The following is a 14029-nucleotide window of genomic DNA, read 5'->3' as shown; positions in this document are numbered from 1 at the left end:
TTCCCAGCCTGCCGGTTGACCATTTCGCCCCTGTTGCCGCGGCATGTCCCGGGCGGAAAATCGCTGACCTTGACAACCGGGCTGACCTGCCATCAACTATCCGGATGACCGAGCCGGCCGTCGACGCGTCCGCCGACGGTGCGCCGCCGGCCGGGTCGCCGCCGGGGCTGGACCTCGACCGGCTCGCCGGTTGGCTGGCCGTCCACCGGCCGGAGCTGGCCGACGGGCCGCTGCGGGCCAGCCTGATCACCGGCGGCAAGTCCAACCTGACCTACCTGCTGCGCTGCGGTGCGCGCGAGGTGGTGCTGCGTCGCCCACCGCTGGGGCACGTGCTGGCCACCGCGCACGACATGGCCCGGGAGCACCGGGTGATCTCCGCGCTCGCGCCGACCGCCGTACCGGTGCCCGAGGCGCTGCTGAGCTGCGCCGACCCGGCGGTGATCGGGGCACCGTTCTACCTGATGCAGCGGGTGCCGGGCGAGGTGCTGCGCACCCGGGCGCAGACCGACCCGCTCACCGACCGGCAGCGCCGCGACCTGGCCTGGGCGATGATGGACACCCTCGCCGCGCTGCACACCGTCGACCCCGGCGAGGTGGGGCTGGCCGACTTCGGCCGCCCCGAGGGCTACCTCGGCCGGCAGGTGCGGCGCTGGGGCGGCCAGCTCGACCGGTCCCGCAGCCGGGAGCTGCCCGGGGTGGACGAACTGCGCGACGCGCTCGCCGCCTCGGTGCCCGAGGGGGTGAACGCCGGGCGGATCGTGCACGGCGACTTCCGGCTGGACAACCTGCTCACCACCGTCGACCCGGTGTCGGTCCGGGCGGTGCTGGACTGGGAGATGGCCACCCTCGGCGACCCGCTGGCCGACCTGGGGCTGCTGCTGACCTACTGGGACGTGCTCGGCGACAGCGACCTGGCCGAGGGCAACCCGGTCGCCGACGGGCTCGGCCCGCGCGCGGGTTTCCCCACCGGCGGCGAGCTGATCGAGCGGTACGCCGGGCGCAGCGACGTCGACGTGGGGCCGCTGCACTGGCACCTGGCCCTCGGCTGTTTCAAGCTCGCGGTGATCTGCGAGGGCATCCACTACCGGCACACCCTCGGGCAGACCCTCGGCGGTGGGTTCGACCGGATCGGCGACATGGTGCCGCCGCTGGTCGCACACGGCCTACGGGCGATCGGGGAGCACTGATGGACTTCGGGTACGACGCGCGCACCGTCGAGCTGTGCGAACGGCTCGGCGCGTTCCTGGACGAGTGCGTCCTGCCGGCCGAGCCGGTCCACGCCGAGCAGGTCGCCGCGGCGGGTGACCCGTGGGCGCGGTCCCCGGTGCTCGACGGGTTGACGGTCGAGGCCCGTCAACGCGGCCTGTGGAACCTCTTCCTGCCCGACCCGCGCTACGGTGCCGGGCTGACCAACCTCCAGTACGCCCCGCTCGCCGAGCTGACCGGACGCAGCCCGCACCTGGCCCCGGAGGCGGTCAACTGTGCCGCCCCGGACACCGGCAACATGGAGCTGCTGGCCGAGTTCGGCACCGAGGCCCAGCGGGAACGGTGGCTCACCCCCCTGCTGGCGGGCCGGATCCGCTCCGCGTTCTGCATGACCGAGCCGGAGGTGGCCTCGTCCGACGCCACCAACATCGCCACCCGGATCGTCCGCGACGGCGACGAGTACGTGATCAACGGACGCAAGTGGTGGTCGTCCGGGGCGATGGACCCGCGCTGCGAGATCTTCATCGTGATGGGCAAGACCGATCCGACCGCCGACCGGCACCGCCAGCAGAGCATGGTGCTGGTCCCCCGGGACACCCCCGGGGTGCACGTCCGCCGGGGGATGACCGTCTTCGGCTACTCCGACGCCCCGCACGGCGGCCACGCCGAGATCGACTTCACCGACGTCCGGGTGCCGGCGGAGAACCTGATCGGTGTCGAGGGGGCCGGGTTCGCCATCGCCCAGGCCCGGCTCGGACCGGGCCGGATCCACCACTGCATGCGGCTGGTCGGGATGGCCGAGCGGGCTCTGGAACTGCTCTGCCGACGGGCCAACCAGCGGGTCGCGTTCGGCCGGCCGCTGGCCGAGCAGGGCGTGGTCCGGGAGTGGATCGCCGAGTCCCGGGTGCGGATCGAGCAGGCCCGGCTGCTGGTGCTCAAGACCGCCTGGCTGATGGACACGGTCGGCAACAAGGGCGCGCACACCGAGATCCAGGCCATCAAGATCGCCACGCCGGCGATGGCCGAGTGGGTGATCGACAAGGCGATCCAGGGGTACGGCGGCGCGGGGGTCAGCCAGGACACCCCGCTCGCCGGGCTGTGGGCCCAGGCCCGCACCCTGCGGCTCGCCGACGGCCCCGACGAGGTGCACCGGTCGTCGCTGGCCAAACGGGAACTGCGTCGCTGGTCCTGACCCGGCTGTCCCGGCGGGTCGGCCGGTCTACCTGTCGGAGCTTGCGGGCCGGCGCGACAGCGGCGGCCGGGTCGAGCGCGCCCGCGGGGGCTGTCGAAGCGCTTCAGGTGGAGGCACGCTGAATCAGCTCGGTGTCCAGCAGCAGGTGCGGGGTGGGCACGTCGTCGCCCCGGATCCGGGCCACCAGCAACCGGGCCATCTGCCGGCCCATCTCCTCCACCGGCTGGAAGACCGTGGTCAGCGGCGGGTCGGCCTGCTGGGCGACCGGGGAGTCGTCGAACCCGATGATCGCCACGTCCTCGGGCACCCGACGGCCCGCCTCGCGCAGCGTGCGCAGCGCGCCGAACGCCATCAGGTCGGAGGCGACGAAGACGGCGTCCAGTTCGGGGCAGGCGTCCAGCAGTCGCCTCATGCAGGCCGCGCCGCTGCCCTCGCTGAAGTCCCCGTACGCGATCATGCGGGGGTCGAGTCCGCCGATGGTGGCCTCCACGGCCTCCCGGTAGCCGACCAGCCGGGCCAGACCGACGCCCATGTCCTGGGTGCCGGCGATGGTGGCGATCCGCCGCCGCCCCCGCCGGGCCAGGTGCTCCACGGCCTTGCGGGCGCCACCGACGTTGTCGACGTCGACGAACCAGGACGGCCGGGCGCCGGGCCGCAGCATCCGGGCCGGTCGACCGCCCAGCACGGTGGGCAGGTCGCGCTCCTCGAGCAGGGTGGGCAGCGGGTCGGAGTCGTGCAGCGACAGCAGCAGGACCCCGTCGACGTGCTGGTTGGTCAGGTGGTTCTCCACCCGTTCCCGTTCGATCGGGGACTGCACCATGGCGAGCCAGAGTTGCAGCGGCGTCTCCAGCAGGCCGGAGCTGACGCCCCGGACAATGCCGGCGAAGAACGGCTCGGTGAAGACCCGCTCCCCCGACTCGGAGACCACCAGGGCCACCGAGTCGGTCCGCTGGGTGACCAGGGCCCGTGCCGCCCGGTTCGGGACGTACCCCAGCTCGGCGATGGCCTGTTGGACGGCGGCCCGCGCCTCCGGACTGACCTGGGGTGAGCCGTTGACCACCCGGGAGACCGTGCCCCGCCCGACACCCGCGCGAGCGGCGACCGCGTCGAGGGTCGGGCGCCCGAGTGACCGGGTGCGTTGCGTTGTCATCGTCTGCTCCTCCGACGTCGGACGGTCCCCGCCGGCCGCCCCCGGGGGCGGGCGGCACGGCGGGGCCGTCCGGAATACTGGCTGGCCTCTGCCTATTGTGCGGCCAGACCGTTGCGTCGGATCACCTCGGCGTACCACCTGGCGCTGGACTTGGGGATACGGTCCTGGGTGTCGTAGTCGATCCAGACCATCCCGAAGCGCTTGGTGTAACCCCAGGCCCACTCGAAATTATCCATCAGCGACCAGGCGAAGTAGCCCCGCAGGGGCACTCCTGCCGCAATCGCCTCGTGCGAGGCCCGCAGGTGGGCGTCGAAGTACGCCAACCGGTCGACGTCGTCGACCCGACCGTCCTGCACCGTGTCGACGAACGCCGAGCCGTTCTCGGTGACGTAGAGCGGCAGGTCGGTGTACTCCTCGTGCACCCGGCGCAGCGTCTCCACCAGGCCCGGGGCGTCGATCTCCCAGTCCATGTCGGTGACCGGGACTCCCCGGGTGACGAACCGGACGTCCTCGCTGCCCGGCCAGCAGGACGGCGCCCGCCAGTACTTCTCCGGCTCCTCGCCGGGCACCGGCGCGGCCACCACGTGCCGGCTGTAGTAGTTGATCCCGACCAGGTCCAGCGGGGTGGAGATGATCTCCAGGTCACCGTCGCGGACGTGTCCGAAATCGGTCACCTTGCTCAGGTCGTCGACCAGGTCCGTCGGGTACGACCCCCGCAGCATCGGGTCGAGGAAGAACCGGTTGGCCAACCCGTCGATCCGACGGGCGGCGTCCACGTCGGCGGGCGCGTCGCTGGCCGGGGTGACCGGGTAGAGGTTGACCGTGACGCCGAGCTGGGCCTGCGGCAGCGTCGCCCGTAGTGCCTGCACGGCGAGCCCGTGGCCGAGCATGAGGTGGTGCCCGGCCCGGACCGCGTCCGCCCCGTTCGACCGGCCGGGGGCGTGCGCCCCGGAGCCGTAGCCGAGGAAGGCCGAGCACCAGGGCTCGTTGAGCGTGGTCCAGTACTTCACCCGGTCCCCGACGGCGTCGGCGACCAGGGCGGCGTAGTCGGCGAACCGGGCGGCGGTGTCCCGCACCGGCCAGCCACCGAGGTCCTCCAGCGGCTGGGGCAGGTCCCAGTGGTAGAGGGTGAGCCACGGCTCGATGCCGTTGGCCAGCAGCTCGTCGACGAGCCGCCGGTAGAAGTCCAGGCCCTCCTGGTTGGCCGCGCCGGAGCCACCCGGCTGCACCCGCGGCCAGGAGACGGAGAACCGGTACGACTTGAGGCCCAGCTCGGCCATCAGCCGGACGTCGTCGGGCATCCGGTGGTAGTGGTCGCAGGCCACGTCGCCAGTGTGCCCGCCGACCACCCGCCCTTCGGTGTGACTGAACGTGTCCCAGATCGACGGGGTCCGGCCGCCCTCGGCGGCGGCCCCTTCGATCTGGTACGCGGCGGTCGCCGCGCCCCACAGGAAGCCGGGCGGGAAGGTCGGTTCCGGCCCCTGGTCGAGTACGCCGACGGCGGGCGGGTGGGTCGGGTTGCTCACGACTTGACGGCACCTTCCATGATGCCGCCGATGATCTGGCGGCCGAACAGGATGAACACGATCACCAACGGCACGGTGCCGATGGCGGTCGCGGCGAACACCTGCGAGTAGTCGGTGTAGTAGGCGTAGGACAGGAACGCCAGCGACACCTGCAGGGTCGGGTTCTCGGGGGTGAGCACGGCGTACGGCCAGAGGTAGGAGTTCCAGGTCTCCATGAAGGTGAGCAGGCCGAGCACGGCGGCGGCGGGGCGCAGCGCCGGCAGCACGATGTTCCAGAAGATCCGGAAGGTGCTGGCGCCGTCGACCCGACCGGCCTCGATCAGCTCGTCGGAGATCGCCTGGATGGCGTACTGCCGCATCATGAACACGCCGAAGGCGCTGACCAGGAAGGGCACGGTCACCGCGAGGAGGGTGTCGTACCAGCCGAAGTCCTGGATCATGCCCCAGAGCGGGATCAGGCCGAGCTGGGTCGGGATCATCATGGTCACGATGATCGTCAGCAGCAGGGCGTTGCGGCCCCGGAACCGCAGCTTGGCGAAGGCGAACCCGGCCAGCGAACCGGTGATCACCACCGAGACGGTGACCACCGCGGAGACGATCACCGAGTTGAGCAGGCCGGTGAGGAAGTTCGCCGCGTCGTTGTCGAGCACCCGGCCGAAGTTCGCGCCGAACTCGCCCGCGGGGGTGAACGGCGGTGGCACGTCGTTGATCTGGTCGAGGCTACGGGTGGCGATGACCACCATGTAGTAGAAGGGGTAGACCGAGAAGAGCACCGCGACGACGAGCGCGATGTAGAGCAGCGGACTGGTGCGCCAGAGGCGCTGGGATGCCTTGTTCACGGCGCGGTCCTCACTTCACCGAACGGCGGACGAGCAGGAAGTTCACCAGCGAGACCAGGGCGATCATGACGAACATGGCCCAGGCCACCGCGGCGCCGTAGCCGGCGGAACTGAGGTTCTCGATGCCGAGTTCGTACATGTACATGGCCAGGGTCTGGAACTCGCGCTGGTCGCCACCGATGATGTTGCCGTTGGCGAAGACCAGCGGCTCGGTGAAGAGCTGGAGTCCACCGATGGTGGACAGGGTGACCACGAAGACGAAGGTCGGGGTCAGCATCGGCAGGGTGATCCGCCAGAACTGCTTCCACTGGTTGGCGCCGTCGATCGCGGCGGCCTCGTAGAGGTCCTTCGGGATGGCCTGCATGCCGGCCAGCAGGATCAGCGTGTTGTAGCCGGTCCACCGCCAGTTGACCATCGAGGCGATGGCCGTCCAGGAGCTCCACTTCTGGGCGTCCCAGTCGACCGCGTCGACGCCGACCAGGCTGAGTGCCCAGTTGATCAGGCCGAAGTCGCGCTGGAACAGCATGCCGAAGACGATCGCCACGGCGGCGACGGAGACCACGTTGGGCATGAAGATGGCCATCCGGAACAGCGTCCGGGCCCGCAGGAAGGTGCGGTTGAGCATGGTGGCCAGGAACAGCGCCAGCAGCAACTGCGGAACGGTCGACAGGATGAAGATGCCGAACGTGTTGATCGTCGCGTTCCAGAAGTACTCGTCGGTGAACAACCGGGTGTAGTTGTCGAGACCGATGAAGGTGTGGTCGCCGATGAGGTCCCAGTCGTGCAGCGACATCCAGGCGGTGCGCAGCATCGGGTAGAACCCGAAGATGCCGAAGACCACGAAGAACGGGGCGATGTAGAGGTACGGGGAGACCTTCAGGTCGAGGCGGTTCAGCGTGATCGCCCGGCTGCGCCGCCGGGGAGGTGTGGGGGGTGGTGCGCTGGGCGACGGCGGCGCCGTCGTGGCCGAGAGGCTCATGCGGGGTCCTTTCCCGGCTCCGGCGGGGCCGGTGAGGCGGGCGGTACGTGGAACGGGACGCCATTGGTGGCGCCCGGGACATGCCCGGACGCCACCGCCGGTGGTGGTGCAGTGATCAGAAGGCGCCCTGGGTCTTGGCGTCCTTGAGGAACTGCTCCCAGGCCTTGTCCTTGGGGGACTGCCCGTTCTCGTACGAGCGCAGGGCCGGCTCGAACGCGTTCTCCTTGATCGCCTGGTGCTTCGGGCCGAGGTGCAGCGGCTGGATCTTCTCGACGCTCTCACCGAAGATCTTGCCGGTCGGCGCGCCGCTGAAGTACTCGTTGGTGTAGCTGGTGAAGTCCGGGTTCTTCAGCGCCTCGAGGTTGGTCGGCAGCGGGCCCTTGAGCTTGAACGCCTCGACCTGGCTCTTCGCGTTGGTCAGGTACTCGGCGAGCTTGGCCGCTTCCTTCTGGTACTTGCTCTGGGCCGGCACGGCCAGCCAGGAGCCGCCCCAGTTGCCCGCGCCGCCGGGAACCGGCGCCAGGTCCCACTTGCCCTTGTTCTCCGGGCCGGAGTTGTCGGCGACGATACCGAGCATCCACGACGGGCAGAAGGTGGCCGCGAAGGTGCCCTGCTTGAAGCCGGCCGACCACTCGGGCGACCAGGTGGCGCTCTTGGAGGAGATCTTCGCGTCGGACATCGCGACCGCGGTGTCCCACGCGGTCTTCACCGCGGCGCTCTTGTCGGCGATGACGTTGTCTTCCTTGTCGTAGAAGAGGTCACCGCCCTGCTGGACCATGACCGCGCTGGCCGCGGTGGTGGCCGAGTCGATCAGGCCCTTGTTGGTGGCCTGCCGGTACTTCTTGCCGGTCTCGATGAAGGCGTTCCAGTCCGGCCAGAGCGCCGCCACCTGGTCCCGCTCGGTCGGCAGACCGGCCGCTTTGAACAGGTCCTTGCGGTAGCAGACGCCGAGGCTGCCGACGTCGGTGGGCAGGCCGATCAGCCGGCCGTCCGCCGCCTTGCCCAGCTCCCACTTCCACGGCAGGTATTCCTTGCTGTGGTCGGCCACCAGCGGCGTCAGGTCGGCCCAGTTGGCCGGGTTGGTCTTGAACTCGTTGAGGATGCCCTCTTCGAGCGCAGTCACGTCCGCCGCGCCCTTGCCGGTGGCCAGCGCCCGGACCACCTTCGGCCGGTACTCGTTGAGCTGCGCGGTCTTGCGCAGCTCCACCTTGATGCCGGTGTCCTTCTCGTATTGCTTGACGATCTCGTCGTAGCCGAACTCACCGAAGGTGTCGACGACCAGCTTGCTGGGCTTTTCGCCGGACTGCTTCGGCTCGTCGTCCTTGCCGCAGGCCGCGAGACCGCCGATGGCGGTGACCGCGGCCAGGGCGGCGACCGCGAAGCGGTTACGCCGCGTGGTGACGCTCATCCTGACCCCTTTTCGATGGTGAGGCTGGGTGGTGTGTGGTGGGGGGTGCCGCTGTGCGTCCCGGGCCGGTCCGACGTCCACCGCCGGTCCGTCGGAGGTGGTCTCGGGTGATCCGCACCACGCCCTTGGGAACGCTCCCATGAGATTGCCGGGAGGTGTCGGGGGTGTCAATAGACCGTTGGGAGCGTTCCCATATCGTTACCAGCTATGGCGTTTATCCCACTCCGCACGATGACCGCCGTCCGCACCCGCGCGGCGGGGGTCAGCAGAACCGGCGCAGCAGCACGGTCGTCCGGGCCGCGTCGAAGGCCGCCGGGTCGTACCGCCCGCCCACCCAGTCCCGCATCGTGGCGTGCTCCGGATGGTGCGGATCGGTCAGCGCGGCCAGCAGCAGCGCCTGCCCGGCCGGCCCGCCGACGCCCTCCGGCGGCCCGGCCCGCTCCCCCTGCGGGCAGCTCGGATAGCGCTCGCCCGGGTCGGCGGCGAGGACGTCCTCCACCACCAGGTCGTGCTCCCACCAGTCACCGAAGTCGTAGAGGTAACGGAACCGGCTGCCCCGGCCGGCCACCGCGTCCAGTCGGGTGTCCAGCTCGTCGCGGACCGCCGGCTCGGCGTCCGGGTCGGGTTCGCCGTACTGCACCCCGTCGATCTCGAACGCGTGCAGGCGACAGTCCCGCCAGCCCATGGCGTGCTGCACCACCCGGTGCAACCGGTCCAGGGTGTAGCCGCCGGGGACCAGCACCCGCCGCCAGATCGACGGGTCGACCCCGCAGAGGGACACCTTCAGCTGGAAGATCCGACGTGGCATGTTGACCCCTCCACCCACCGCATAGGCTGCCCGCATGATCTGTCGAGCGTGCCGACGACAGCGGCACGACGAGTGCCCCGGCCGGCAGTGGTGCGACTGTCAGCACCGTACCCCCGCACCCACCCCGGTGGTCACCGGTCCGGCCGACGGATGAACGACGGAACCCCGGTCCGGCGGATCTGGCCGGCGCCGGCCAGCGGCCCGCTCGACGACGCCGAACTGACCGCGCTCTACGCCCGCGCCGACGCCCCCTGGCTGCGGGTCAACTTCGTCGCCAGCGCCGACGGGGCGGTCACCCTCGACGGCTACTCCGCCGGGCTCTCCGGGCCGCCGGACAAACGGGTCTTCGGGCTGCTCCGGATGCTCTGCGACGGGTTGCTGGTGGCCGCCGGCACGCTGCGTCACGAGGGCTACCGGGCGGTGCGGCTGAGCGAACCGCGCCGGGCCTGGCGACGCGCGCACGGCCTGGCCGAGTACCCGACCCTGGTGGTCGTCTCCGGGTCGCTGCGGCTCGACCCGGCCCAGGCCGCCTTCGCCGACGCCCCGGTGCGCCCGGTGGTGCTGACCACCGAGACGGCCGTCGCGCCGCCCGGCCTCACCGCCGCCGTCGACCTGGTCCGGGTCGGCCGGGACACCGTCGACCTCGCCGCCGGCCTGGCCGACCTGCGCCGCCGCGGGCTGGGGCAGCTGCTCTGCGAGGGTGGACCGCACCTGTTCGGCGCGCTCACCTCGGCGGACCTCGTCGACGAACTCTGCCTGACCGTCGCGCCGGTGCTGGCCGGGGCCGGTCCGGGACGGATCACGGCCGGTCCGGGCAGCACACCCCGGTCGCTGCCGCTGCGACACACCCTGGCCGCCGCGGACGGCGTGCTCATGCTGCGCTACGCCCGCGACGTGCCCGGTCCGCCGCCCGCCGGGGCCGCGCCCGCCGGCTGACCCCGCCGTCGGTGGTCCGACCCGGCGTCACCGGCCCGCCGCCGGATGCCGCCGTCGACCCGACGGCCACCGGCCCGCCGTGCGGGGCACCGCCGTCGACCCGACGACCATCGGCCCGCCGTGCGGGTGCCGCACACGGCGAGGGGCGTGGCACACCGACCGGTGTGGCCACGCCCCTCGGACGAGCGGACCGGTGTCGACGCCAGCAGCGGCCGTCGACACCGGCCGGGCAATCAGCTGACGCTCACGGCCGCCCAGGCCGCGGCGACCGCCTTGTACTCGGTGCTGGTGCTGCCGTACAGGTCGGTGGCGGCCGACAGGGTCGCGGTGCGGGCGCCCTTGTAGTTGGTGGTGGAGGTCATGTAGCGGGTCAGCGCCCGGTACCAGATCGCCCCGGCCTTGGTGTTGCCGATGCCGGCGACCGTGGTGCCGTTGCAGGTCGTGCTGGTGCCGTACGACGAGGTGCCGCTACCCACCGCGAGCAGGTAGAAGAAGTGGTTCGCCACGCCCGAGGAGTAGTGCACGTCCAGGCCGCCCACCGAGCTGCTCCAGCAGTCCGCCGACTTGCCGTCCTTGGAGGGCTTGTCCATGTAGCGCAGCGGTGCGCCGGTGCTGCGCAGCTTCTCGCCGATCAGGTAGTCGCCCGGGTCCTTGGCGCTGGCCGCGTAGAACTCGACCAGGGTGCCGAAGATGTCGCTGGTGGCCTCGTTGAGACCGCCCGACTCGCCGCTGTACCGCAGCCCGGCGGTGTTGCTGGTGACGCCGTGGGTCATCTCGTGCCCGGCCACGTCCAGCGAGGTCAGCGGGTACCAGCCGGAGCCGCCGTCGCCGTAGGTCATGCAGAAGCAGGAGTCCTGCCAGAAGGCGTTGGCGTAGTTGCTGCTGTAGTGCACCCGGCTGTACGCGCCGACGCCGTCGTTGCGGATGCCGTTGCGGCCGTGCGCGCTCTTGTAGTAGTCCCAGGTCTTCTGCGCACCGAAGGCGGCGTCGGCGGCGGCGGTCTGCCGGTTGCTCAGGGTGCCGTCGCCGAACACGTTGGTGGTGCTGGCGACCAGGGTGCCGGTGCCGAAGGTCCGACCGTTGAGGTCATAGGTGCGGTGGTTGCCCCGGGCCGGGTCGGCGAGCTGGTAGGTGCTGCCCGACTGGGTGCTGCCGACCGAGACCGTGCCGGAGTGGAAGGTGTTGCCGGTGCCCTCCCGCTGCACGCCCTCCCACGAGTCGCGGACCGCGCCGGTGGTGGCGTCCACCAGCACGTGCAGCTCGCTCGGGGTGCCGTCGGCGTGGGTGCCGCCCACCACCACCTCGTAGGCGAGGACGGTCGCGGTGTCGCCCGCGTCGAAGACGAGCTGGGCGCCGGCGACCGACCGGCCGGTGGCGGTCGAGGCGGCGTACGCGATCTTGCCGGCGGCGGCCTCGCTGAGCTTGGCCTTCGGGGCGCGCTGCGGGGCCTCGGCGAGGCGGTGGGTCACACCCTGCCAGACGTCACCCTTGCCCAGCCGGACGACCAGGTCGCCGCCGAGCACGGGCAGGCCGTCGGAGTAGCGGTTGAGCCGGACGTGCCGGGTGCCGTCGTCGTCGGTCACCACGCCACGCGGGGTGAACGTCTGCCCGTCGGTGGCGAGGGCGGCACCGGAGTGGGCCTCGATCTGGGCCACCGCGCGGCCGAACGGGTCGGCGGGGGCGGCGGGGGCGGCGCTGGCCGCGGTGGGGACCGTGACGGCGGTGGCCAGGAGAGCGGCCGTGGCGAGGCCGCTCATCAGGGGGGTTCGACGCATCGGGTTCTGCCTCCACAGGGACAGTCGGGGGGGTGCCGACTGACGAGGACCCGGCGGTGATGGACCGCGGGCCGGCCACGTGTCCGCAGGTTACGGGCGTGGCGGTCAACATCGAAGGACAGAAGATCCTCGATGTCGACTGTGGCTATTCTGAGCCCAGTCGGCCGGTTTCCGTCACGCCCAAGGTGAGGAATTTTTCGACGAATTTCCGGGTGCCGCCGCCACCTGCCGAAACACCGCCACCGACCACCGACGGGTGAACCCTCGGTGACCGCCCGCTCCCCGGCGGTCACCGAGGGCCTCGTCGGCGTCGCCACCCGCCGGACCGGACCGCCGGCCCGCCGGTGGCGCACGCCGCGTCGCGTGGCAACCTGTCGCACTCCTCGGGCAGGATGCAGGGCGTGCGCCCTGACCGAGACGACCAGCTGACCGGAGCCCGCGGATGACCGACGACCGGATCGACGGCCGGATCGACAGCCCCGGCGAGCCCGTCGGCCGGGTGCTCGGCACCGCCGACGCCACCCCGTTGCAGTTCTGGACGGCCGTCTCGCCCGGCAGCTACCTCCAACTCGACGACGTGGTGGTCACCCGCCGTGAGCTGCCCGACCGGGAACCGGTCACCATCGCCGGGGTGGTCACCCAGGTCCGGGCCCGGCACGAGGGCGCCCAGTTCGAGTCGGACGTCTTCGCCATCGCCGACGGCACCCTCCCGGCCCAGGTGCAGGAGGCCGCCGAGATCACCACCACCCGGGTCGACCCCGAGCTGTACGTGCCACCCGCGCCGGGCGCCACCGTGCACCGGGCCGAGGGCGACGCCCGGGCCCGCGCTCTGCACTTCGACCGGATGGAACGGCGGATCCCGATGGGGATGGGACGCGACGGCGTGCCGGTCTACCTCAACGCCGACTTCCTCGACGGCAGCCGGGGCGCGCACGTGTCGATCTCCGGCATCTCCGGGGTGGCCACCAAGACCAGCTTCGCCACCTTCCTGCTCTACTCGGTCTTCCGCTCCGGCGTGCTCGGCGGCGACGCGGTCAACGCCAAGGCGCTCATCTTCAACGTCAAGGGCGAGGACCTGCTCTTCCTCGACCACCCCAACGCCCGCCTCGACGAGCCCACCCGGGCCGCGTACGCGAAGCTGGGGCTGGCCGCCGGGGCCTTCCCCGACGTGCGGGTGTACGCCCCGCCCCGGGTCGGCGACCCCACCGGCACCCCCGACGTGAGCAGCCGGCTCACCGGCGTCGACGCCTTCTACTGGACGCTGAGCGAGTTCTGCGCCGACCGCCTCCTGCCGTACGTCTTCGCCGACGCCGACGACGAGCGCCAGCAGTACACGATGGTGGTCCACTCGGTCACCGCCCACCTGGCCCGCCACGCCCAGCCCGCCGACGGTGGGGTCAGCGTCGACGGGGTGCGCCTCGGCTCCTACGCCGACCTGGTCGACCACGTCGTCGAGCAGCTCAACGACGACGAGACCCGGGGCGACTGGGCGGGCAGCGCGGTCGGCCTGGGCACGGTCAACGCCTTCGCCCGGCGGCTGATCGGCAGCAAGAAGGACCTCGGTCGGCTGATCCGGGGCGACCTGGCCACCCGCCGCCCACACGCGATCAACACCGCCGAGAGCGCCCAGGTCACCGTGGTCGACCTGCACAACCTCCCGGACCGCGCGCAGCGCTTCGTGGTCGGCGTGACGCTGCGCGGCGAGTTCGAGCGCAAGGAGAAGGCCGGCACCGCCAAGCCGCTGCTCTTCGTCGTCCTCGACGAGCTGAACAAGTACGCCCCCCGGGAGGGCTCCTCCCCGATCAAGGAGGTGCTGCTCGACATCGCCGAACGGGGCCGCTCGCTCGGGGTGATCCTGGTCGGCGCGCAGCAGACCGCGAGCGAGGTGGAGCGCCGGATCGTCACCAACTCGGCGATCCGGGTGGTGGGGCGGCTCGACCCGGCCGAGGCTTCCCGCCCCGAGTACGGCTTCCTGCCGCCGGCCCAGCGGCAACGCGCCCTGCTGGCCAAGCCCGGCACGATGTTCGTCAACCAGCCGGACATCCCGGTCCCGCTCTGCCTGGAGTTCCCCTTCCCGGCCTGGGCGACCCGGGTCTCCGAGGCCGGGCGGGCACCGTCGGAGACACTGCGCTCGATCACCGGCTCGGTCGATCCGTTCGCGGTGGTCGGCTCGGGCGGCGTCGACGACGACATCCCGTTCTAGGGGGCCG

Annotated in this window: 12 protein-coding genes; 5 read left to right on the top strand and 7 right to left on the bottom strand. The window is 71.6% G+C overall.

Translation table 11 applies throughout. From position 1 onward, the window contains the following. The first annotated feature begins 104 nt into the window (after positions 1 to 104). The gene (locus O7612_RS09605; RefSeq protein WP_282272363.1) at positions 105 to 1187 is read left to right on the top strand and encodes a phosphotransferase family protein; all 1083 of its coding nucleotides are present in this window, start codon (positions 105 to 107) and stop codon (positions 1185 to 1187) included. Then, the gene (locus O7612_RS09600) at positions 1187 to 2398 is read left to right on the top strand and encodes an acyl-CoA dehydrogenase family protein (RefSeq protein ID WP_282272362.1); all 1212 of its coding nucleotides are present in this window, start codon (positions 1187 to 1189) and stop codon (positions 2396 to 2398) included. Before O7612_RS09605 ends, O7612_RS09600 begins: the two co-directional genes overlap by 1 nt. Before the next feature lie 103 nt (positions 2399 to 2501). Here the strand turns inward: O7612_RS09600 and O7612_RS09595 are convergent, their stop codons facing one another. The 6 genes from O7612_RS09595 to O7612_RS09570 form a co-directional block, all read right to left on the bottom strand. After that, positions 2502 to 3548, bottom strand: a complete 1047-nt coding sequence (locus O7612_RS09595; RefSeq protein WP_067310851.1) for a LacI family DNA-binding transcriptional regulator — start codon at positions 3546 to 3548, stop codon at positions 2502 to 2504. Positions 3549 to 3640: 92 nt separating this feature from the next. Beyond that, positions 3641 to 5074 (bottom strand): GH1 family beta-glucosidase, encoded by a 1434-nt coding sequence (locus tag O7612_RS09590; protein ID WP_282272360.1) that lies wholly within the window; start codon positions 5072 to 5074, stop codon positions 3641 to 3643. Continuing rightward, positions 5071 to 5913, bottom strand: coding sequence for a carbohydrate ABC transporter permease (locus O7612_RS09585; RefSeq protein WP_282272359.1), 843 nt, complete (start codon positions 5911 to 5913; stop codon positions 5071 to 5073). Before O7612_RS09585 ends, O7612_RS09590 begins: the two co-directional genes overlap by 4 nt. A gap of 10 nt (positions 5914 to 5923) precedes the next feature. After that, on the bottom strand, positions 5924 to 6892 hold the full coding sequence (locus O7612_RS09580) for a sugar ABC transporter permease (RefSeq protein ID WP_282272357.1): 969 nt from the start codon (positions 6890 to 6892) through the stop codon (positions 5924 to 5926). A 115-nt stretch (positions 6893 to 7007) separates the two neighbouring features. Further along, complete coding sequence (locus tag O7612_RS09575; protein WP_282272355.1) at positions 7008 to 8300, bottom strand: extracellular solute-binding protein; 1293 nt, start codon at positions 8298 to 8300, stop codon at positions 7008 to 7010. Positions 8301 to 8562: 262 nt separating this feature from the next. Next, positions 8563 to 9108 (bottom strand): plasmid pRiA4b ORF-3 family protein, encoded by a 546-nt coding sequence (locus tag O7612_RS09570; protein ID WP_282272353.1) that lies wholly within the window; start codon positions 9106 to 9108, stop codon positions 8563 to 8565. 150 nt (positions 9109 to 9258) lie between these two features. On the opposite strand from O7612_RS09570, the gene O7612_RS09565 reads away from it, so the two are divergent. After that, positions 9259 to 10044, top strand: coding sequence for a pyrimidine reductase family protein (locus O7612_RS09565; RefSeq protein WP_282272352.1), 786 nt, complete (start codon positions 9259 to 9261; stop codon positions 10042 to 10044). A 233-nt stretch (positions 10045 to 10277) separates the two neighbouring features. Here the strand turns inward: O7612_RS09565 and O7612_RS09560 are convergent, their stop codons facing one another. Further along, positions 10278 to 11819, bottom strand: a complete 1542-nt coding sequence (locus O7612_RS09560) for a M4 family metallopeptidase (protein ID WP_282272351.1) — start codon at positions 11817 to 11819, stop codon at positions 10278 to 10280. 32 nt (positions 11820 to 11851) lie between these two features. On the opposite strand from O7612_RS09560, the gene O7612_RS09555 reads away from it, so the two are divergent. Together O7612_RS09555 and O7612_RS09550 are read left to right on the top strand one after the other, a co-directional pair. After that, positions 11852 to 12079 carry a hypothetical protein gene (locus O7612_RS09555; RefSeq protein WP_282272347.1) on the top strand — a complete coding sequence of 76 codons (228 nt, stop codon included), beginning with the start codon at positions 11852 to 11854 and terminating at the stop codon, positions 12077 to 12079. Positions 12080 to 12261: 182 nt separating this feature from the next. Further along, entirely contained in the window at positions 12262 to 14022 is a 1761-nt protein-coding gene (locus tag O7612_RS09550) for an ATP-binding protein (protein ID WP_282272345.1), read from the top strand. Positions 14023 to 14029 lie beyond the last annotated feature (7 nt).

Source organism: Micromonospora sp. WMMD987, assembly GCF_029581435.1.
In the GTDB taxonomy this organism is placed as follows: domain Bacteria; phylum Actinomycetota; class Actinomycetes; order Mycobacteriales; family Micromonosporaceae; genus Micromonospora; species Micromonospora rifamycinica.
Note: the sequence above shows the minus strand (reverse complement) of the source record. Positions and strands in the feature narration are given on the sequence as shown.